Genomic DNA, 21,491 nt, shown 5'->3' with positions numbered 1-21,491 from the left:
ATTACTCACCCCAATTCCTCGATATCAAATAATTAATTCCTATAATGGCTATTGCCAATAGCGTCCATACTAAAAAACTCCCATACCATGCGGCTACATTAGTAAATAAAGTGTATGGAAGAATATAGCCTAGCAAAACAATCACAAGAATTAACAATGCCCATTTTAACTCAGCAGATTTCATATATTCACCCCCAGCTATACGAACGATAATAGCAAATCAACAAAACTAATTATACACCAGAATACACAAGTGTAAAGACACTTGTGTAAATAAAAAATAGCCCCAACTCCTTTATAGGAATTAGAGCTATTTTATTTTTTGTTTAAAAAAACGATTTATGCATGAACAGATGCTAATTTTTCTGCTGCAGCTTTTACTCGCTCCATGCCTTCAGAAACAATTGCTTCTGCACGGTCAGGATATTGATTATGACCTTCAATAATTACGTCTTCAATTTGTTGAATCCCAAATAGGTTCATAATTTGTTTCACATAATTTACACTCATTTCAAGTGGCGCCATTTGTGGTGTAGAATAATCTCCTCCACGTGCGTTTAAAATGATCACTTTTTTCTCAGGCACTAATCCAACTGGTCCATTTTCAGTATATTTAAAAGTTACACCTGCGCGGTAAATATAATCAATAAAAGTTTGTAGTGCTGCTGGGATCGTTTGATTCCATAATGGGAATGCAAAAACTACTGTATCTGCTGCCATAAATGCATCCATGGCTTTTGTTGAAGCAGCAAGAATACGTTGCTCGATATCATTTAATTCTTCACCTTGTGCAGTTTTCCCCATGGCATTAAAGAAATCTTGGCCGAAATATGGCATATCTTCAGCGAAAACATCAAAAGTATTTAGTTCAATACCGGATACTTTTCCCGCTTCCTCCATGAAAACTTCATACATTTTACTTGAAATGCCCTCAGATGCAGGACGATTATTAGCTTTAACAACTAAAACATTCATTATATTCTTATCTCCTAACTATACTATATGTTATTTACCTCGAAACAAAATATGTTTAATTCAAGATACATTGATATACTACAATAATAGTTACGCGCCGTCAACTGATAAGACATTTCCTTTACACATAAAAAAGTGAACCAATTATAAAATTTGATTCACTTTTCTCATTTTTATTACCGCTCCTTCTTCAAAAATAGCCATACAATTATTTGTGCAGCTAGAAGGATATATAAAATCACAAATATCATATCGATCCAAAATTCTTTGTTTACAATAAATTCATTCCCCATATGTTCAATAACATAAAAAACTGGCGGGAATAGCCATAATATCCATTTCAAAAAGGCAGCTGTTTCTATCAATGACTTTGATGCGAGTGAACAAACCAATACAAAAACAGCCGATAGCCAGGCATACTTCTTCGTAGCAAAACGGGTTGCCGAAAAAAGTGTTCCTACCAAAACACCAAATATACCAAAAATAACATGGCAAAATAACGCTAAAACATAATATTCCGACGTCATTCCACCTTTAAAACTTCCAGTTAGAATTGGAAAGAAAATAGCAAATAACATGAGTGGAATCATCGAAATAAATATAGCTAGCCATTTTCCTCTCAAGTACTTCGATTTGCTTCCAAGATGTGCAAACAGAATATGTTTTTCACCTTCTTCTTCCATCGTAAACATTGCCATAGCCATCCATGTCATCGTTAAGTATAATGCAATGGATGAAGCGCCATAGCTGCTTAGTATTGGTACGTTTTTATAAGCATACATTATAAAAACCCATGTGAGATATAACACACTTGAAGGAATAAACTTTAATGATCGAATAAAGTTCAGAAGTTCATAACGGACAAAAGCTGACAATTTCCTACCTCTTCTCTTTTAACTCCACAATTGAACAGCCTCTTTGTAAAAGCTTAGTTAGAACATCATCAGAATGATCATTCAATACTGTCATCTCAATTGTGTTTGCTTCTAGATTATGAATTTGAATACTAGGAATTTCTAAAGCTATCGATTGATTTGGAATGATGGCTTTAATGCTTTTATATTTTTTCTTTATTTCTTTTTTATCATCTTCTATGATCCTTCCATTAGCAACAGTGATCACCCGATCTGCCAAACCATCAATCAACAGTGACTCATGTGCTGTAAAGACGATTGTAATCTCTTTTTTATATGTATCTAAGACGTTTAAAAGTTCATATTGTGTACCTTCATCCAAACCTGTCAATGGCTCATCTAACAATAGTATTTGAGGGTCCATTAGCAAGGCTTGAATAATACCTGCTTTTTGCTTGGTTCCCTTTGAACAATTCTTTAAGGGAACATTTAAGAATTCTTTAATAGTAAATATCTCTGCATATATATGTATTTTCTCCATAAGTTCAGACTCCGATTTACCGCTCATTTTACCCATCAGCAGCAAATATTCCTGCATTTTAAAACGAATATTTTCAGGAAAATGCTCAGGTACATACCCGGTTTTACTCATCGCTCTTTTTACTTGACCTGTGGAACTTTCATATATGCCGCCAATCAGTTTTAATAAACTGCTTTTTCCAGACCCATTATGCCCGGTGATTGCAATTTTTTCCCCTAGTGATATACGTAGAGATATATCATTTAAAATACTTACACCATCGATTTTTTTCCCTGCACCAACTGCTTCAAAAATGATCATATTACTTGCCTCTGCTTTTTTCTTTATTTTACCATTACATAGGATGGTTTTTAAGATGTTCTCCCTTATTCTTGGAATCATTTTTATTAAGATATATAATTAAGAAAAAACCGATAGGGTTAGTGTGGGATTACAATATTCTTATAAGAATGCATAATAATGTCGATTAAATGTAAGGGATGATTGTATGAAATTTCAAGATACACAGAGTATGGATGAGCGTCTTGAGTTAATGAGTGCGCTGTCAAAATCGTTTTTATTTAGAGCAGCAAAGATTGATGAAGAAGGAGCGTTTCCCTACGAAAATATTTCTGAGTTAAAAACGTCAGGATATACATCGTTAACAATCCCTAAAAGATACGGAGGCGAAGAAATATCTCTATATGATCTTGTACGTTTTCAAGAATATATCGCAAGAGGAGATGGAGCAACTGCTCTATCCATTGGCTGGCATATGGGGATCATTAAGGATTTAGGAGAGAAAAACAACTGGAATGAATCCATATTTCGAATGCTTTGTGAAGATGTGAAGAATGGGGCACTTATTAATAATTGTGCTTCGGAACCGCAAACTGGCAGTCCAACAAGGGGAGGAAAGCCAACCACAACAGCTGTTAAACAAGACGGATTTTGGCTGATTAACGGACGTAAAACATATACAACCATGTCCCCTGTCCTCGATTACTTTAATGTAACAGCTACTATACCAGAAAGTAATAAGGTTGCCTATTTCTTAATATCAAGATCAACTCAAGGCGTTGAAATTGAAGAAACATGGGATAGTATTGCAATGAAGGGAACAGGAAGCCATGATTTAATATTAAATAATGTTAAGGTTAAGGAAGAGAACTTAGTTGAATATTTCGAACCGGGAAAAAAAGGAGCTTCAGGATGGCTGCTTCATATCCCAGCATGTTACCTTGGTATCGCTCAAGCTGCAGCAAACCACGCAATAGAATTTGCGAAAAGCTATTCCCCAAATAGCATTAAGGGAACAATCAGTGATTTTCCTAATGTTCAGCAAAAAATTGGAGAAATGGAATTAGAATTAATAAGAGCCAGACATTTTCTCTATTCGGTTGCTAAACAATGGGACCTTTCAGCAAAAGATGAACGGAATCAGATGAATCCTGAATTAGGAGCAGTTAAACTATCAGTCACAAACAGTGCGATTACAATCGTCGACTTAGCGATGCGAATAGTCGGTGCAAGCAGTTTATCAAAGAAAAACCTTCTTCAACAATACTATCGGGATGTCCGAGCTGGACTTCATAACCCTCCGATGGATGACATGACGATCCTGCTCCTAGCGAAGAATGCGATTAATCGATCCGTTGATTGATATCAGGAATAAAGAAGCTGAAAATCCACTTTATGGAGCTTCAGCTTTCTATTTTCTATAGTTCATTTAGGATCGATTTTTGAATTTTTCTGATCACATCTCCCCTGCTGATTACACCAACAACCCTATTATTTTGGTTTACGACTGGGAGCTTTTTAAAATGATGTTTGGACAATAATGTAACCGCATGCTCGATTTCATCATCTGGAGAGACGGTAATAAGTCCTTTTGTTTTGGCAATTTTGATGATTTCCTTCTCTGTTAGATCTTTTAAACGGCTTTGTAAATTTTCCTCCCCCAAGTATTCCATATAAAAGATGAAATCATAGACACGCTGCTCGATCGGCTTAATCGATCTCAAAATATCCCCATCAGATACCATTCCTACCAATGTCCCATCCGTTTCGCAAATTGGCAAACCGCCAACTTTCTTTTCAACAAACATGGTCATTACTTCCTTAATGCTATCATTTGGATGAGCTTTTATTACATTTGTAATCATGAATTCTCTAACCTTCACGTTATCAACACCCCATTGATGGAACAAATAGTATAAACTTTGAATCGTAGTTCAAGTATTTCATGCTAGGATATTGAAGTCAAGATAAAACATGAACCAAGATTCACATTTCATATTCATCTTTACTTTCATACAACTTCTTCATAATTTGTGGAGGAAAAACAAGTCTGCAAATGACCTTAGCCATATCATCATATTCTAGCGGATTCCCACTTTGTTCCGCTTTTTCAGGACTGTTTTCAACCATTAGGATGATTGTCCAGGCAACCGTATCTAAATCTAGGTCTTCCCATGTAAGCCCCTTATCTTTGGCTCTTTTTAATCCTTTATATATTCTTCCATGCAAACTCTTTCTTGCTTCTAACATGACCTCTGATAGCTCTGGATCTTTTGGCAATAACTCCGGAAGCACACGATGTATGCCAATTGCTTCTAATGAATTATTGTAGTTTTCCAAAAGGGATGCAAGCAGTTGTTCAGGATTCCGGTGCATCCAATTAGGTACAGGCGGCATTAGCTTTTCCATTTTATCCTCCAATAATGCTAATAGAAGCTGCCTTTTATCAGAAAAATAGCGATAAAATGTTCCCGTTGCTACTCCAGCATTGGAAGCTATATCTTTTGCTGTTGTTTGCTCATACCCTTTTTTAATAAATAGGCTTCGTCCGCTCTCAAGCAAAGCAAGTCTTTTTTGTTGAGCACGAATTTGCTTAGGAATAGAAGGAAATGTCCCTACTAGCTGCCCTTCATCTCTTTCAGACATCAAAATCACCTCATTCTATATCATATCACAAGCAAAACATGAACTACGATTCACTTTAAAATTGACAGACAATTAATTGCGTGTAATAATTGAACCACAGTTCACGTTTTTTCGCACATCTTAGATTTCCGATCTCATATTAGATAGGGGAATGTTGAAAATGTATACTAGTAAGATAGCTAACGAAGGGGATCAAATCCGTTTCAAACGGAACAATCTTTCAATTAATGGAGAAGTTATTAAGGTAAAGGAATCGAGTGTAATTGTACAAATCAGTCCTTCAGATGCCGATCGAATCAATATCGATACTCCCTATACCGTTGTGTCTCATCGAAATTATAAGCTATTGAAAACAAACAAGCATTTGTCATTTTCAGACTCAGTTAGAAATTTGTGAACGATAGAATATCAGCTTTTAACTGATTAAACTTAAAGCCCAAGTTCTCGACAACATCACTTAGAACTTGGGCCCCGATCAGAATATATCCACCTATTTTTATTTAAACTTATCAGGTAATTACTTGACAATTCCTTCTGTTAGAAAATCTCCCATATGGATTAAATGTGTTTCATTGCGGTCTGCTGTGCGTATATCTCTATCCCAATCCTTTTGTAATTTCGCCACCACCTCATCTGTTGTCAATTCAAATTAGTATTCCTGCATTAGTTCCTCTCTTATTCAAAAAAAATCATGCAGGATTCACCCCTCAGGATGGTCTACATGAATGATTTTCAGGTCGATATTTATTTAATCCGATACGTATTCCTTCCAGCTCTTTTTGCTTCATAAAGTGCGAGATCAGCTGCCTTTAGTATACTTGATTCATTTTCATATTCATCAGTTGCAATCGCGATGCCCAAACTAGTGGTAATTTTAAACTCATGTCCATAAATGTTCCAAGGCTCATCCATAGATCTTTGAATTTCCTCTGCTATTGCCGCTATGTCATTTTCTGACTTTCTATTTGGTAAAAGAACAGTAAATTCATCCCCGCCAAGCCGAGAAACCATTTCATCATCTTGAAGACAATTACTAACCCGCTTGCTAAATTCCACTAAAACTTCATCGCCAATATCATGGCCCATTTCGTCATTGATACTTTTAAAGTGATCAATGTCCATTATGATGACAGCAAATCTGGTGCTATTTTTCTTTGATTCATTGAATGTGTAGGTTAATTTATCTTTAAATAATCGACGATTTGGCAAATTGGTTAATGAATCATGGAAAGCAATATGCTGCAGTTTCAATTCGTATTCTTTTTGCAATTGAATGTCTCTTGTCACACACACCATATGTATGAATTGACGTTGATTATCATATACAGGTGTGCCACATAATTCACACCAAATCCACCCTTTTGTCATATGCTTGTTCAGTACTTGCAACTTCCATGATTCTTCATTTTTAATCGATTGCAAAACCGATTCCCACAATTGATCCTTATGTTCCAAATGAATATTATGAAAAAAATACTTTCCTAAATATTCCTCCTTATTAAAACCTAGTACAGTTTTATAAGATGGGGATACATATATAATCTTTCCCTTTTCATCAAGCATCGTTATCAAATCTTGAGAGTTTTCTGCAATAATTCTAAAACGCTGTTCACTTTCCTGATACATTTTCAGAATCATTAATTGTTCAGTAACATCCTTTAAAATCCAATAAATACCAACCACTTCACCATTCACGATTGTCGGAGTGAATTTTGAAATGACTTCCACTCGGTTACCAGATTTATTAGTAATAGCAATATTTACATGCTGATTTTTCCCTTCAACTGCACGATTAAAGCTATCCATTGTTGTATTAATATGTTCAACAGCAACCAGTGAAATAAAATTAGAATCGATTAGGCTATTTGCATCGTAGCCAGTCACATCTTTAACAGCAGCATTTCCTTTGATGATCTGACCATTCCTATTAATGGAAAAAATAGCATCTACATTAAATTCATACAAGGAACGATACCGTTGTTTGCTTTCAAGAAGGCTATCCCAATAGCTCTTTAATTCAAATTCACCCCATTTTTTTTCTGTTACATCATGAACAACTGCAACGATATGTGTACATTTGTTTGAATCATCGAAAAGAGGAGATAGTGTTATTTCTGAATAATACATTTCACCTAAAAGAGAAGTGTTTGATTCTTCATATGTTACACTTTCAAGGCTAATAACAGCTTTTTTATATTGTTCAATTAAAAAATCCGCTCTTTCGGCTGTATAAATTTCACGAATTGATTGTCCTATTATATTCTTTGTTAGTCCTGTTTTCTCCATAGCGGCACGGTTTAAATAAACATAGACAAAATCCAAGTCATTAATAACCTTCACGATGAAGACACTTTCTTTTATCCCTTCCATTAAAACACTATTTAATAAATCCCCTTTGACTTCAAACATGAATCATCACCCTTCTTATTTTTCTTCTACTAATATATTTTATTTAACCTATTGTGATGAGGATAATAGTATATAACCTTTTTCTTCAGAATAATACTACACATATTTAATTTTCTTAGCAATAACTAAAAAGTAATATATTTTCCCTTGTGATAATAATGACCATGAGATGGTCCAAAGATCTAACAATCGTATTAATTAGGAGAACATAAGAAAAAGACATTATGATTATGTCTTTTTCTTGCAAACTATTAAACTATAAAATATTTAGCCAAATCTTTACTGATGTTCCCAGAATTAATAAAGCTAAAATCATCTGTAAAGCTCTTGTATTCATCTTTTTGCCTGAATAAGCTCCAAGAGGTGAAGCAATGAGACTTGCAGCTACCATGATAAGTGCCGGAAAATATTCAACTTGCCCTGTCGTAATCTTTCCAGCAGCTGAGCCAATTGAAGAGATAAATGTTATGGCCAGTGAGGAGGCAATAGTCATCCGTGTTGGTACTTTTAACACAACAAGCATGATTGGCACCAACAGGAACGCCCCTCCTGCACCAACGATTCCTGACCCTATTCCAACTATTAATGCAAGGAATGCTGCAAGCCATTTATTAAATTTCACCTCATCTAAAGGTATATCATCAATGCCCTTTTTCGGAACGAACATCATAACTGCTGCTATTAAAGCAAGGATTCCATAAACAAGATTGATTCCTCCTTCAGTCATCTGAGTGGAGCCAAATCCGCCAAAAAAACTGCCAATTAGAATACTAGTACCCATGTAAGCAATTAATGTTTTATTTAAATATCCACCTCTACGATACGCCAAGACACCACCTATAGTAGCAAAAAATACTTGAATGGCGGTTATTCCAGAAACCTCATGTGCACTAAATTCTGCCACACCAAGTACTGCGGGAATAAACAGCAGCATCGGGAAGTTAATTATCGATCCTCCTACACCTAGCATCCCAGAAATATAAGAACCAATAAATCCAATTAAAAAAATCGTCATAATAAATTCAACATCCATCTTATTTCCTCCTAATAAAAGGGAACCTCTTCAGGTTCCCTTTTATAGTAGATTTTTTTGCTCTAGAATTTTACTAATGTCTTACTCTACTTATAGTAGCTTCATTAAGATTACCTAACAGCACAGCGATTAGGACCCATTTCCATTTCACGCTGCTGCTCTTCACCAGGATGGATTTTCCCCATATTTGTTTGACGAATTTCCTGATAGGCGTTTGGTTGTTGCGGCAAATTTTCTGTTACAAGTTTTCTAAATTCGTTTTCATCTTCAATGTTTAATCCATGATTGTTTTCAAACAAAGTGCCTAATTTTTCTGCAACACTTCCATTCTTATTTAACTCATCAATGATCATAAAGTGTGCAGGCAGAACGGTGAGTTCCCAGGAAAGTTCTCGATAGCGTGAGTATAAACTTTCTCTTAAATCTCCAACCCAGTCCTCTGCCATTCCAGCAAGATCAGGTCTTCCAATCGAATCAATGAATAGAATATCCCCTGAAAGTAAGAACTTTTCATCAACGACAAACGAAGTGGAGCCAATTGTATGTCCTGGAGAATATACTGCGTAAATATCAATTGTTGTATTTCCAATTTTCACGATACTTCCACCTTCAAGCGGACTGTAATCAAAGGTTACCTCCACTGCGTCTTTAGGAGGCAGCCAGTAGGCAGCTTTTGTTTTCTCTGCAATCATTCTGCCGCCTGATATATGATCTGCATGTAAATGTGTATCAAATACATGTGTAATCGTTACATCCAAGTGATTGGCAAAATCAAGATAATAATTAATCATACGTGTAGCATCGATAATAGCAGCTTCTCCATTAGAAACCACCATATAGGATAAGCAGCCTTTACCGATACGAACGAATTGAAAGATTTCCCCACCGCTGTCTAGATCCCCAACTTTCACAGGCTCTAAGTGTTCGCTCCAAGCCTTCATCCCTCCCTCTAGATAGGATACTGATAAGCCTGCTTCGGCTAGCATATCGGCAACCATGATAGAGGAACCTTCCTTTGCACATACGACAAGGATATCTTTAGCAGAAGGCAGCTTTTCAAGAATATCTTCGACCCCATCAAGCAAATCAAAGTAAGGAACATTTAAATAGTCAAAGTTTTTCCCTTCAATTTTCCAGTCTGCAAAATCTGATTCAGTTCGCACATCTAAAATAAATAATTCTTCTCGATTGATAACTTTTCTTGTCACTTCTTTTGGTGTCATCCGTTTAACAGACATCCCTAATTACCCCCTGTGGTATAAAATATGTTAAAATTTTTTACTTTTTTTGAACACTTTCTGTTTCTCCAGACCATTGACTCATGCCAGGCAGCACATTAACAACATGGATAAACCCTTTTTCTGTTAATTTTTGGGCAGCAAGATCACTGCGGCTTCCTGTACGGCATATAACGAAAATGTGATCTTCTTTGTTTAATTCGTTTAATCGATCTTCTAATTCTCCCAACGGAATAGATCTTGCATTTGGAATATGGTCAAATGCAAATTCTGCCGCTTCCCTGACATCCAGTACAACGATATTATCATTCGTGTTTAGTTTTTTCTGAAGCTCTTCATTATTTATTACATTTTGATGTTTTTTTTCAATAGTTTCATCACTAGATGACTTTCTTAAATAATGTTTTAATACCTCTCCCGCTTCAAGTGTTCCCAAATACTGATGACCGCTGCTCGCAGCCCAAGCTTTTAAGTCTGCTTTTGAGCCTTTATCTGTTGCCTGAACTTCTAGAACAAGTCCAGCTTCCAAATCGTTCATTGCCTTTTTTGTTTTCACAATCGGCATTGGACATGCTAATCCTTTTGCATCTAGTCGTACATTTGCTTTAATAGTTTCCATTATTATGCCTCCAATTCACCATGTACCCATATAGGTATTATTGTTCTTAAAAAATTTTAATCTTGTATCTTTTTATTAGATAAATAAGTTTACATTCCCATCCTCTGCATCTGCTAAATAGGCTGCCACTCCGGCGTATTCAATATTCTCTAATAGCTCTTCTTGCTGCAATCCTAATAAATCCATTGTCATCGTACATGCAACTAATTTAACCTCTTGTTCTTGCGCCATTTCAATTAGCTGCGGAAGAGACATCGCATTATGCTTATTCATAACATCTTTAATCATTTTTGGACCAAAACCAGCAAAGTTCATTCTGGAAAGACCCATTTTCTCTGCACCTCTAGGCATCATCTTTCCAAACATTTTTTCAATAAAACCTTTTTTAACGTCAATCTGCTCATCTTTTCGCAAGGCATTTAATCCCCAAAATGTATGGAAGATCGTTACTTCATGATCATATGCTGCTGCACCATTGGCAATGATATAAGCTGCCATTGCCTTATCATAATCCCCACTGAATAATACAATCGTTGTTTTTTTCTTTTCGCTCATAATTTCCTCCGTTAAAATTATTTTACAGTTACCCGTATAGGTATTTATTAAACTAAAAAATTATCCCTTTTTAATCCAAAACTTCAGCACATCATTATCTTCTTTGTGCTTCAAAAGCTCATGTCCACTAGATTTTGCCCATGCGGTTAGATCATTTTTAGCACCTTTATCAGTTGAATGAACCTCTAATACCTGACCAGATTCTAGTTCATTTATTGCCTTCTTTGTTTTAACGATTGGCATTGGACATGCTAAACCTTTTGCATCTAATACTTTATCTACAGTCATATTTAATTCCTCCAAGTTTTTATTTTACCATTACCCCTATAGGTATATTATTAAAAGAAAAAAAGAAAGTCAATCAAAAATTTAAAGCATTTATAACAGAGCATTAAAATTGACGATACAAAGCAGGTAAATTTCATTTGTATGGAAATCTCCCTGCTTTGTAGGCTTAACACTTTATAGCTTTTGTAGATAAATGCCCCTTAATTGCGTCCGTAAACAAAAGAATACGTCTTCCAGCCACCATCCACATTCTTAACATTAAACCCGTTATTTTTTAAAATCCTGCTAGCTAAATACCCTCTTAGGCCAACTTGACAACTAACATAAATGGTTTGATCCTTCGGAAGTTTCTCTAATTTCTCACGGATTTCATGTAAGGAAATATTTACAGAACCATCAATATATCCATTTTCGCGTTCTTTTGGTTCCCTAACATCAATTAATAATCCGCCTTCAGCAATAATTTCATCTATCTCATGCCATTGTACCTGTTCCAGTTCCCCCTCCATAACGTTCGTGGCCACATATCCCGCCATGTTCACTGGATCTTTTGCAGAGGAATAGGGCGGGGCGTATGACAGTTCTAAATGAGTTAAATCTTCAACGGTTAATCCGCCCTTTATTGCTGTTGCAATTACATCTATTCTTTTATCCACGCCATCTGCTCCAACTGCTTGAGCCCCAAAGATCCTTCCGGTTTGTTGATCAAAAATTAATTTTAATGAGATTGGTGCAGCACCAGGATAATATCCCGCATGAGAGCTTGGATGAATATGAACAACTTCATATGGGATGCCTAAACGTTTTAGTGTTTTTTCGTTATTTCCAGTTGAAGCGACAGTTAAATCAAACACCTTCGCAATGGAAGTGCCAAGAGTACCTTGATATGTTTCTTTTTTGCCCATCATATTATTTGCGGCAATCCGTCCTTGGCGATTAGCTGGGCCAGCAAGCGGAATCACCGCCTTTATGCCGCTAATGTAATCGACTACCTCTACGGCATCACCAACAGCATAAATATCCTCATTTGAGGTTTGAAGATATTCATTGACGATGATTCCACCACCTTCACCTATCGCAAGCTCAGCCGACTTTGCTAATTCATTTTCCGGCTTTACACCAATAGACAAAATCGTCATATCTGTTTCTAGTTCCATTCCGTCTGACAAGATAACCTTCCTGCCTTTGTCAGCAAATGACTGGACACCATTTTCTAAAATTAGCTTCACACCTTTATCCATTAAATGTTTTTGCAAAATACTAGCCATTTCAAAATCAATCGGTGCCATAATTTGATTAGCCATCTCGATAATTGTTACTTCTATCCCTCTTGCCGCGAGGTTTTCAGCCATTTCTATTCCTATGAATCCTCCCCCGATCACTACAGCATTCTTAGGATTTTGGTTATCAACATAGTTTTTGATTTTGTCAGTATCCGGGATATTTCTTAGCGTAAATAATGTTTTATTTTCTTCTAATCCAGGGATTGGCGGAACAATTGGTTTTGCACCAGGCGAAAGTAAAAGCTTGTCGTATGTTTCATGATATAGTTCATCTGTTTGTAAATTTTTTATAGTAACTTTTTTGTTTTCTGAATCTATCTCTATAACTTCACTTAAATGGCGAATATCCATATTAAAGCGTTCAGACATCCCTTTAACCGTTTGTACTAATAACTTTCCTCTTTCTTTAATCGTTTCACCAATATAATAAGGCAAACCACAATTGGCAAAAGAGATATATTCGCCTCGTTCAATGAGAACAATTTCTACATCTTCGCTAATTCTTCTTAACTTTGCAGCAGCCGTTGCTCCCCCAGCAACCCCGCCTACGATGATCATCTTCTGTTTCATACCTTCTCCTCCAAATACATACCCACTTAGGTACTATTTTATATTAATTATTATTCAATTTTCCCTTCCCATGAAAGCATACCACCAGTCATATTAATGACTTGAAAGCCATGGCTATCAAGTAATTGTGCTGCTCTCCCACTTCTTCCACCAGATCGACAAACGATTATATACTCCTTTGTCTTCTCTAACTCATGCATACGAAATTCAACTAAACCTAGTGGAATATTAACCGCTCCTGGAATCTTTCCCTCTGCAACTTCCTCCGTTTCTCGAACATCGATAATATCGAGTTCTTTTCCTTCATTTAATCGTGTTTCTACTTCTTTCGCAGTAATTGATTTCATTATTCATTTCCTCCTCTTCTTAGTTACGACCATGCGTTCATGCCGCCTTTGACATTCGTTACATTTTTAAATCCTAATGTTTTTAATAATTTGCTAGCTTTGTTGCTTCTCATGCCACTTTGACAGATAACAATTACCTCTTTATCCTTTGATAGCTCATTTGCTTTTTGAGCTAATTGTTGAAGAGGAATATTGTTAAATCCACGGATATTGCGCGAATGAAATTCTCCAGGTGTTCTTACATCAATAAATTGTTTATTTTTATTAGTTAATTCTTTTTTCAATTCTAATGTACTAATTTGTCTTACACCTTTAGTCGGTAGCATCCGTGATATAATTAAAAGAATGACAAGCACGAAAATAATATACTTTAAATATTCCATTTGCATCCCCTCCCATTACCCCTATAGGTATATAAATATCTAAAAAAAGAAGTTTCCTTCTTCTTTATTACCTGCTTTTCACAAGCAGGTTAACTGCTTCTTTAATCAATTCATCTGTTTTTTCTCCATTTCTTTCTGCCTCAAGAACACATTCCACTAGATTAGAACTGACAATGACTCCTACTGTTCGATCGACGGCTGAACGAACCGCTGACAATTGGGTAATCACTTCTTTACAGTCTTTTTTGTCTTCCATCATTTTTAAAATTCCTCTTAGCTGCCCTTCCATTCGCTTCACTCTATTTTTAATTTGATCATTATACTCCATGTAATAACCTCTTTCTATCACTTAATCGTTCATTTTCCTATTACTTATCGTGCAGAATTAGTATGGATCTTATATCGTTATATTATACCCTTACAGGTATATTGTCAACGAAACATTTGTAGCTAAAAGAGGATTTTTTTATCGTTACTGGGGAAAATAGCCTATGTAGTTGAAAAATACTAGTACACGTATGTTTATTACCACCAAAGGAGATAGGTAGATGACAAATGAACAAAGCAGTCATGAAACGAATGTAGAAAACGAAAATACGTTAACGAACAGGCAAGGTCACCCAGTTACAAATAACCAAAATATAAGGACCGTTGGAAATCGAGGACCGGCTACATTAGAAAATTACGATTTCATTGAGAAAATCAGCCACTTTGACCGAGAACGTATTCCTGAACGTGTCGTTCATGCCCGCGGTGCTGGAGCGCATGGTTATTTCGAAGCATATGGAACAGCTGGTGATGAACCCGTTTCTAAATATACACGTGCGAAATTATTCCAGGAAAAAGGAAAACGAACCCCTGTGTTCGTGCGATTCTCTTCAGTTATCCATGGCGGACATTCACCTGAAACTCTTCGTGACCCACGTGGATTTGCGGTTAAATTTTATACAGAAGACGGAAACTGGGATCTTGTTGGGAATAACTTAAAAATTTTCTTTATCCGGGATGCCATTAAGTTTCCTGATATGATTCATGCCTTTAAGCCTGATCCAATAACCAATATTCAAGACAGTCAGCGCTTTTTTGACTTTTGTGCGAGCTCCCCTGAAACGTTCCATATGGTGACATTTGTCTATTCTCCATGGGGAATTCCAGCCAACTACCGGATGATGCAGGGCTCAGGGGTAAACACATATAAATGGGTAAACAGTGATGGAGTTGCAGTCCTTGTTAAATATCATTGGGAACCAAAACAAGGAATCAAAAACCTAACAATGAAGGAAGCAAGCGAAATTCAAGCAACAAACTTCAATCATGCAACACAGGATCTATATGAAGCGATTGAGCGTGGGGATTACCCTGAGTGGGAGCTTCTTGTTCAAATTATGAGTGACGATGAGCACCCAGAATTGGATTTTGATCCACTCGATGATACAAAGCTTTGGCCAGAGGATCAGTTCCCATGGCTTCCAGTAGGAAAAATGATCTTAAATCGCAATCCAGAGGACTATTTTACAGAGGTAGAGCAAGCTGCATTTGGAACGGGCGTGCTTGTGGACGGGCTAGATTTTTCAGATGATAAAATGCTTCAAGGTCGAACCTTCTCCTATTCCGACACTCAGCGCCATCGTGTGGGAGCCAATTATTTACAGCTGCCAATTAATGCACCAAAAAAACGCGTAGCAACCAATCAAAGCGGCGGTCAAATGCAATATAAAGTGGATCGCGCCCCTGGTCAAAACCCGCATATTAATTATGAGCCATCCATTTTAGGCGGATTAGAGGAAGCAGAGCAAGTTGGAAAGGAGTACACGCCACATATTGAGGGAAGGCTTGTCCGCCAATCCATCGATAGGCAAAGCAATACGAAGCAAGCTGGTGAAACGTATCGCAGATTTGAACAATGGGAAAAGGATGAGCTATTAACAAACCTTATTACAGACCTTTCAACATGCGATCAGCGAATTCAAGAGAAAATGATTGCACTTGCTGAAGAAGCAGACAATGAATATGGCAAGAGACTAAGAGAAGGATTAGCAAAAGCATCCAAAGAGGGCTCCAATCAGAAGCCTCTTGGAAACAGAAATGGGGATCAAGCACCTGAGAAGGCCATTGAAAAAGGACACGAAGCTGAACCATATTAAATTTATTAATAAAGAGGAATATCTTAACTGGTGAGGGGCTTGAAAAGTAGTGAATCGCCAAGAAAATGGGTGAAGACAAATTCGGAAGCTTCTTGAGCTTCCGAATTTGATTCCACTTCAAAATTCTTTGACGGTTGTGAAGCTTTAGTGTCCGAACACGAGGAGCATTCGGTTTATTTGAGAAGAATTAGGGAGCTCATTTCTAACTTATATGTAACCTCTTCATTTAATAATTTTTTTCCCATATTCGGTCAAAATGTACTTCATTATTTTTAAAATACAAACGAAACACATCTGGATTACTTAATTGCTGCCATTCATCAAAGCCAAACGTCTGATTGTAGAAGTTTAATAGTAATGCCATGAGATTCCCATGTGTGACGATTACAGAACTTTGTGCATCGCTTCCGATCCATTCATTTACTACCTGTACGATGCGATCCATCGCTTCTTTACTAGATTCTCCGCCTTCATACTTTAATTCCATATCACTGAATGTCATCTTAAGTTTTTCGAACCAATCAGGCATCGAACTAACACTAAGTAAACGTTCTGCTAGTCGTTCATCCGTCTCAATTTCAATCATTGTTTTCTGTGAAAAAGGCTTAATGGTTTCGACAGCTCGCAAATAAGGACTTGAGATGATTCTGTCAACTTTAAAAAGACTGAGAAAAGTAGCTAACTCTTCTGCTTGCTTTATCCCCTCTACAGTCAATTGTGATTCAGGTGGCTGTCCTTCTGCTTGGCAATGTCTAACTAAATAAATCCTTTTTTCCATACATCTCCCCACTTTCATAGAATCTCGAATCTTAATCCAAGTCCTGAGCCAATCGGATCATATCCCTGCACCATATTCCATTTTCAAAAATATCTTCCTCGTAATGTCTTATAAAGAAATCTATATCAACACCGATCATTCTAAATCCGCATTTTTGATAAAGAGCCAATTGCCCTACACTTGAATTCCCTGTTCCTATTTCAATCGTCTTATATCCTTTTTCCTTTGATCGATGTAATGCATCTTCTATCAATCTCTTACCTATGCCTTCTCCTTGTCTGTCCTCTTTCACAGCAATATTTACTAGTTCTACAGTTTCTGGTCTGGTAGGCAGTAAAACATAAACTCCAATAATTTCGTTTTTATGATCTAAAACATAACATTCTCCACGTTTTACATACTCCTTCACCAATTTATGAGAAGGATCAGCTGTTAACAATAAATCCATTGGCAGCTGTTCATTATCATTTAGTCGTCGAATTTGCATAAGATCCCCCTAATTAATATCGATTTTCATTCTTACATTATAAATAAAAAAGTACTAGTAAAGGATAAATTTCATTTTATAGTGCCCTGCTTTATCAGATGGGTAGAAGATGTTAAGAATGGCCATAATAATTATATAATACCACCTGAAGGGAGATTGACACTATGAATAAAAAAGACAAGTGAAATGAAAAGTCTACTGAACAAATGCAAGATGAGTTACAAACTAGTAATGATATTTCAAAAAGAGAAAATGGTCAGCCAGTTCCTCAACCTAAGGATTATGATGAAATAGAATATTAAGTTCACTCCCATTTATACAAGTACCGAATAGTCACATGCCAGATTCTTCTTTTTTTTGAAAATCTGGCTTTTTTCACTTCTTTCACAAAAAAGCTCGTTAACAATATTTACTTGGAATCAATTCAGTTTTTCTGGCAAAAATATGTAAATACTCACCTACACTAAAGAGCCGGAGTGACTTATGATGAAAAAATGGTGGGTTGTAATAGCCTACATAATTATCTTAGTTATAGGTCTTATTTATAAAGATTCGATATTTACCTGGATACAGAGAAGTGAACCTAGTGACCTTCCTGCTATGTTTTTCCTTTCATTAGTATTCGCAGCTATCCCTCCAATTCCTTTCACTTTATTTGCAGGAGTAATGGGAGCAAAATATGGTGTGTTAATTGGATTGCTAATTAATTGGTTTGGGGGAGTTTCAGCCGCCATTATTTACTTTCTTTTCTCCCGCTATTATTTTTGGAACTTTTTTATTAATTATTCGAAACGATTTTTGGGAGTCCAAAGATTTCAAATGATGCTTGAAAAAAATTCATTTATTGCCATCCTTTTTGTCAGGATGGTACCCATTATTCCTCCATTCATCGTTAATTCCTATTCAGGTGTTATAAACATTTCCTTTCGTACTTTTACCACTGCAACAGCAATCGGACAAGTGCCACCTATGTTTATTATTTCTTATTGTGGAAATCAAATGTTCTCATCCCTTCTTCATCTTTTACTGGCGATATTTATTTACCTTTTATTTCTTCTCTTCATTCTTTTGATATATAAAATCTGGTTTTTACAGAATTCCAAATTTAATTAAGTTGTCTAATTTACAAAAGGTGCCTATTTAAATAGACACCTTTTCATTTCATTCTCCTCTCACTTAATAATTTCCGCTATTATTTCAGAAGGTTCTTTGTCATTAATAAATGAGTGATATTTGGCTACTTGATTTTGATATGTATCCCTTTCATCAAAATTCTGTAGTATGGAATATAATTGTCCGGGAATATCCTGCTTATCAAGGGGAAAAACCAACCCTAAATCTTTTAATTTCTTCAGATTGATTTCTTCTTGTCCAGGTAAAGCATCATAGATAAAAATCGGTTTTCTCTTAAAAATACTTTCGCTAACTGTAACTCCGCCAGGCTTTGTTAAAATGGCATCTGCTTTTTCATAAAGTTCGTTCATTTTCTCTCTGCAGCTAATGTACGGGAACGGAACAATATGATTCTTTTGCATACCTGCAAGCTTTTCGTATAAATTTATATTTTTTCCGCATAAAACATAATATTGTATACGGTGGTCAGACTTCCCCTCCGCAATATTTAGAATTAATTTCTCGATTCCTCCTACTCCTAGGTTCCCTGCAGAAATTAAAACTGAAGGCATAGATGGAGTTCTGGACCCTGTTTTTTCTCTTTGTTTCTTAATTTTTGAATGAATCGGGATTCCTGTAATGATAATCCGTTCGTCACTAATTCCTTTTTCATTCAAGAACTTTTTCATTTGAAGTGAGGGTACAAAATGATAATCAATGTGCTCTATCCCCCAAAATCGGTGTATAAAATAATCTGTATACACATTGATTACCGGAATACTAACTTCTGATTTTCCTTTTAAGTAATTTAACATGTATGCAGGTAAGGAGTGAGTACAAACAATGAGATCTGGTTGCTTTTCTTTTATTAATTTTTTTATAAAAGGGATAAACAACATTTCATATACCCAAAAACGTTTATTATGCTCGATATTTTTATAGACTGAGGTTTGATAAATAAGATTATAAAAGCTTGGAAATATTCGTATCCATTTTAAGTATATTTTCGATATGAAGAATTCTACTCTTCCATAGCTGTAAGAAAGAATATCAACTTTTTCACACCGAATATGAGAATGAATACTTTGAATTCCATCAATTAATGCATTTGCCGCTTGATGGTGTCCAGACGGTATTTGCAAAAAAGGTAAAAATAATACAATCTTTGACCTTTTCATCCTGCACCTCTCTTCGGTTTTTTTCTCCAGACTTGATTTAATGGAATATGCTGACATGGGACCTTTACCAGCTATTACTTGTAAAATACTTAGTTTTTTCATGTATAATTTGTGTTAACGAAGGAGTGATTTAAATTTGAAATTATTGTTATTTTCATTATTAATCATATTTTTTCTTTACTTGATAAAATCAGCCTATAATAACACAAAGAAAATTGTGATTAATAAGATTAAAGTCAATAAAGAAGAGCCCAATGGTCACTGCCCTAAGTTAAAGATCCTTCAACTATCCGATCTGCATCTTGAAAATATATCTATTTCCCCTGAAGAGCTGTTTGAACAATTAAAAGATGAACCTATTGATATCATTGCACTCACTGGAGATTTTCTCGACCGTAAACGTACTATTCCTAAGCTTGCCCCCTACCTCAAAATTTTGAACCAATTAAATGCAAAGCATGGCATCTTTGCTGTGTTAGGGAACCATGATTATGTTTTACGCGATCATCATTTACATGCATTAATAAAAATGCTTGAACAATATAACTGCAAGGTTTTGAGGAATGAAAATGAGATGATTATTTTTCATGGCGAACCGGTTCATATTATAGGAATTGATGATTTTAGTACAAAACGCAGCAACCTAGAGGATTCGTTTAAAGGAATTAAACAAGGAACAACCTTAGTGTTAACCCATGATCCTACTGTTGTTTTGCACATGGAAAAATATCATTTTGACTATTTACTTGCTGGACACTTTCATGGAGGGCAGATCTGTTATCCGAAAGCTTATCATCTTGCAAAAATGGGCAAACTTGCAAGGATGAATATTATAAAAGGATTTCATATGCGAAACGGAAAACCGTTTTATATAAGTGAAGGGCTAGGGCAAACAGGTATAAACATCCGTGTAGGAAGTCGGCCTGAGATTACCTTTCATGAGTTATCATTGCTAGTAGATGTTCATAAAGGCGTTACAGCAATATAAGGAAAGGCTCCTATTTACAGCTTTTCCTTTTTTACATTCAGATGCCCATACATATTTGATAATTTACTTGTGGACATAAATAAATAATATGGATTTTGTTGCTTAAGAATATTCCAAATAGAAGTATCTTTAGTAGAGAGAACTCCTATTGACAAAAAGGCAAGGCGTTTAAACCATTTGTAAACCGGGTGAATGATATCAACTACCTCAAAACCAAGCCTTTCACAGCCCTTATTAATATGAGTAATACCTATAATTCCTTTTATCTCGTTAGAATTGCAATAGTTCCTAATGTAGGTTTCAACGGCAGGCAATGACTTTTGAACGTAGCGATAAATTACTTTTGCTTTTTTCAAATCACTATTTATATCTTTTATTTCCTTCAGTAATCTGACATTGTGAAGATGAATTTTCACTAACAGATCATTTTTATTGATAAGTGTTCCATCTGATAGAACAATACACCGCCCTTTATATTTTGTCAGTCTGACTCTCAATATACTGCCTTCACTTGGTAGGTACGAAAGGCGTGTGCAGTGATAGTAAATGGGGTCAATTAAGCTCCATAATGAAAGAACGTAACCTCTCATGTATCCTAACTCTCCTTCTAGGTCTCCTCTGTCATTTTATTTTTCACATGGTCCCAATATATTATTTGTGGAATTTTTGCACTAGGAGTAAAAAAATGGAAAAATAAAAGAAGCGCATTCCAAATTTTGGAATGCGCTTTAAGGAATGATCTGAGAGGGATTTGAACCCCCGACCCCTACCCTGTCAAGGTAG

General features: G+C 35.8%; 26 protein-coding genes. 5 read left to right on the top strand and 21 right to left on the bottom strand.

Annotated features, from left to right (window positions below):
* Position 1 precedes the first annotated feature (1 nt).
* The 4 genes from RUH74_RS14615 to RUH74_RS14600 form a co-directional block, all read right to left on the bottom strand.
* Positions 2–184 (bottom strand): hypothetical protein, encoded by a 183-nt coding sequence (locus tag RUH74_RS14615; protein ID WP_313801212.1) that lies wholly within the window; start codon positions 182–184, stop codon positions 2–4.
* Positions 185–339: 155 nt separating this feature from the next.
* A complete protein-coding gene (locus RUH74_RS14610; RefSeq protein ID WP_313801210.1) occupies positions 340–975 on the bottom strand; it encodes an FMN-dependent NADH-azoreductase in 636 nt (211 codons plus the stop codon).
* 176 nt (positions 976–1,151) lie between these two features.
* On the bottom strand, positions 1,152–1,850 hold the full coding sequence (locus RUH74_RS14605; RefSeq protein WP_313801208.1) for an ABC transporter permease: 699 nt from the start codon (positions 1,848–1,850) through the stop codon (positions 1,152–1,154).
* Between the two features lie 4 nt (positions 1,851–1,854).
* Positions 1,855–2,670: an ATP-binding cassette domain-containing protein gene (locus tag RUH74_RS14600; RefSeq protein ID WP_313801206.1), complete on the bottom strand. Its 816-nt coding sequence runs from the start codon at positions 2,668–2,670 to the stop codon at positions 1,855–1,857.
* A gap of 187 nt (positions 2,671–2,857) precedes the next feature.
* Here RUH74_RS14600 and RUH74_RS14595 point away from each other — a divergent pair, with 187 nt between their 5' ends.
* Complete coding sequence (locus tag RUH74_RS14595) at positions 2,858–4,012, top strand: acyl-CoA dehydrogenase family protein (RefSeq protein WP_313801204.1); 1,155 nt, start codon at positions 2,858–2,860, stop codon at positions 4,010–4,012.
* Positions 4,013–4,067: 55 nt separating this feature from the next.
* Here RUH74_RS14595 and RUH74_RS14590 read toward each other — a convergent pair whose 3' ends face one another.
* Both RUH74_RS14590 and RUH74_RS14585 read right to left on the bottom strand, forming a co-directional pair.
* Complete coding sequence (locus RUH74_RS14590) at positions 4,068–4,532, bottom strand: CBS domain-containing protein (RefSeq protein ID WP_313801202.1); 465 nt, start codon at positions 4,530–4,532, stop codon at positions 4,068–4,070.
* A 103-nt stretch (positions 4,533–4,635) separates the two neighbouring features.
* Entirely contained in the window at positions 4,636–5,295 is a 660-nt protein-coding gene (locus RUH74_RS14585; protein WP_313801200.1) for a TetR/AcrR family transcriptional regulator, read from the bottom strand.
* A 160-nt stretch (positions 5,296–5,455) separates the two neighbouring features.
* Here RUH74_RS14585 and RUH74_RS14580 point away from each other — a divergent pair, with 160 nt between their 5' ends.
* The gene (locus RUH74_RS14580; protein WP_313801198.1) at positions 5,456–5,692 is read left to right on the top strand and encodes a DUF2187 family protein; all 237 of its coding nucleotides are present in this window, start codon (positions 5,456–5,458) and stop codon (positions 5,690–5,692) included.
* Between the two features lie 120 nt (positions 5,693–5,812).
* On the opposite strand, the gene RUH74_RS14575 is transcribed toward RUH74_RS14580, so the two are convergent.
* From RUH74_RS14575 to RUH74_RS14525, 11 genes are all read right to left on the bottom strand, one after another.
* Positions 5,813–5,938, bottom strand: coding sequence for a hypothetical protein (locus RUH74_RS14575; RefSeq protein ID WP_313801196.1), 126 nt, complete (start codon positions 5,936–5,938; stop codon positions 5,813–5,815).
* Between the two features lie 101 nt (positions 5,939–6,039).
* Entirely contained in the window at positions 6,040–7,704 is a 1,665-nt protein-coding gene (locus RUH74_RS14570; protein ID WP_313801194.1) for a sensor domain-containing protein, read from the bottom strand.
* Positions 7,705–7,960: 256 nt separating this feature from the next.
* A complete protein-coding gene (locus RUH74_RS14565) occupies positions 7,961–8,737 on the bottom strand; it encodes a sulfite exporter TauE/SafE family protein (RefSeq protein ID WP_313801192.1) in 777 nt (258 codons plus the stop codon).
* A 110-nt stretch (positions 8,738–8,847) separates the two neighbouring features.
* Entirely contained in the window at positions 8,848–9,975 is a 1,128-nt protein-coding gene (locus RUH74_RS14560; RefSeq protein WP_313801190.1) for an MBL fold metallo-hydrolase, read from the bottom strand.
* 40 nt (positions 9,976–10,015) lie between these two features.
* Complete coding sequence (locus RUH74_RS14555) at positions 10,016–10,594, bottom strand: sulfurtransferase TusA family protein (RefSeq protein ID WP_313801188.1); 579 nt, start codon at positions 10,592–10,594, stop codon at positions 10,016–10,018.
* Positions 10,595–10,669: 75 nt separating this feature from the next.
* Positions 10,670–11,149, bottom strand: coding sequence for a DsrE/DsrF/DrsH-like family protein (locus RUH74_RS14550; protein WP_396230046.1), 480 nt, complete (start codon positions 11,147–11,149; stop codon positions 10,670–10,672).
* A 60-nt stretch (positions 11,150–11,209) separates the two neighbouring features.
* Positions 11,210–11,437 (bottom strand): sulfurtransferase TusA family protein, encoded by a 228-nt coding sequence (locus RUH74_RS14545; protein ID WP_313801187.1) that lies wholly within the window; start codon positions 11,435–11,437, stop codon positions 11,210–11,212.
* 200 nt (positions 11,438–11,637) lie between these two features.
* A complete protein-coding gene (locus RUH74_RS14540; RefSeq protein ID WP_313801186.1) occupies positions 11,638–13,290 on the bottom strand; it encodes a CoA-disulfide reductase in 1,653 nt (550 codons plus the stop codon).
* 50 nt (positions 13,291–13,340) lie between these two features.
* Positions 13,341–13,637 (bottom strand): rhodanese-like domain-containing protein, encoded by a 297-nt coding sequence (locus RUH74_RS14535; protein WP_313801185.1) that lies wholly within the window; start codon positions 13,635–13,637, stop codon positions 13,341–13,343.
* Positions 13,638–13,660: 23 nt separating this feature from the next.
* Positions 13,661–14,020, bottom strand: a complete 360-nt coding sequence (locus RUH74_RS14530) for a rhodanese-like domain-containing protein (protein ID WP_313801184.1) — start codon at positions 14,018–14,020, stop codon at positions 13,661–13,663.
* Between the two features lie 67 nt (positions 14,021–14,087).
* Positions 14,088–14,348 carry a metal-sensitive transcriptional regulator gene (locus RUH74_RS14525; protein WP_313801182.1) on the bottom strand — a complete coding sequence of 87 codons (261 nt, stop codon included), beginning with the start codon at positions 14,346–14,348 and terminating at the stop codon, positions 14,088–14,090.
* 220 nt (positions 14,349–14,568) lie between these two features.
* Here RUH74_RS14525 and RUH74_RS14520 point away from each other — a divergent pair, with 220 nt between their 5' ends.
* Positions 14,569–16,164, top strand: coding sequence for a catalase (locus RUH74_RS14520; protein WP_313801180.1), 1,596 nt, complete (start codon positions 14,569–14,571; stop codon positions 16,162–16,164).
* A gap of 226 nt (positions 16,165–16,390) precedes the next feature.
* Here the strand turns inward: RUH74_RS14520 and RUH74_RS14515 are convergent, their stop codons facing one another.
* Positions 16,391–16,942 carry a histidine phosphatase family protein gene (locus RUH74_RS14515; RefSeq protein ID WP_313801178.1) on the bottom strand — a complete coding sequence of 184 codons (552 nt, stop codon included), beginning with the start codon at positions 16,940–16,942 and terminating at the stop codon, positions 16,391–16,393.
* A 31-nt stretch (positions 16,943–16,973) separates the two neighbouring features.
* Positions 16,974–17,429, bottom strand: coding sequence for a GNAT family N-acetyltransferase (locus tag RUH74_RS14510; protein ID WP_313801176.1), 456 nt, complete (start codon positions 17,427–17,429; stop codon positions 16,974–16,976).
* Between the two features lie 483 nt (positions 17,430–17,912).
* Between RUH74_RS14510 and RUH74_RS14505 the strand changes: the two genes are divergently transcribed.
* Complete coding sequence (locus tag RUH74_RS14505; RefSeq protein WP_313801174.1) at positions 17,913–18,542, top strand: TVP38/TMEM64 family protein; 630 nt, start codon at positions 17,913–17,915, stop codon at positions 18,540–18,542.
* A 59-nt stretch (positions 18,543–18,601) separates the two neighbouring features.
* Here the strand turns inward: RUH74_RS14505 and RUH74_RS14500 are convergent, their stop codons facing one another.
* A complete protein-coding gene (locus RUH74_RS14500; RefSeq protein ID WP_313801172.1) occupies positions 18,602–19,720 on the bottom strand; it encodes an MGDG synthase family glycosyltransferase in 1,119 nt (372 codons plus the stop codon).
* Positions 19,721–19,856: 136 nt separating this feature from the next.
* Between RUH74_RS14500 and RUH74_RS14495 the strand changes: the two genes are divergently transcribed.
* A complete protein-coding gene (locus RUH74_RS14495; RefSeq protein WP_313801170.1) occupies positions 19,857–20,708 on the top strand; it encodes a metallophosphoesterase in 852 nt (283 codons plus the stop codon).
* Positions 20,709–20,722: 14 nt separating this feature from the next.
* Here the strand turns inward: RUH74_RS14495 and RUH74_RS14490 are convergent, their stop codons facing one another.
* Positions 20,723–21,298, bottom strand: a complete 576-nt coding sequence (locus RUH74_RS14490; protein WP_313801168.1) for a YkoP family protein — start codon at positions 21,296–21,298, stop codon at positions 20,723–20,725.
* Positions 21,299–21,491 lie beyond the last annotated feature (193 nt).

It is taken from the genome of Cytobacillus sp., from assembly GCF_032154635.1.
Classification (GTDB): Bacteria; Bacillota; Bacilli; order Bacillales; family Cytobacillaceae; genus Cytobacillus.
The sequence above is the reverse complement of the archived record's forward strand: the minus strand, read 5'-3'. Positions and strand labels throughout refer to the sequence as shown.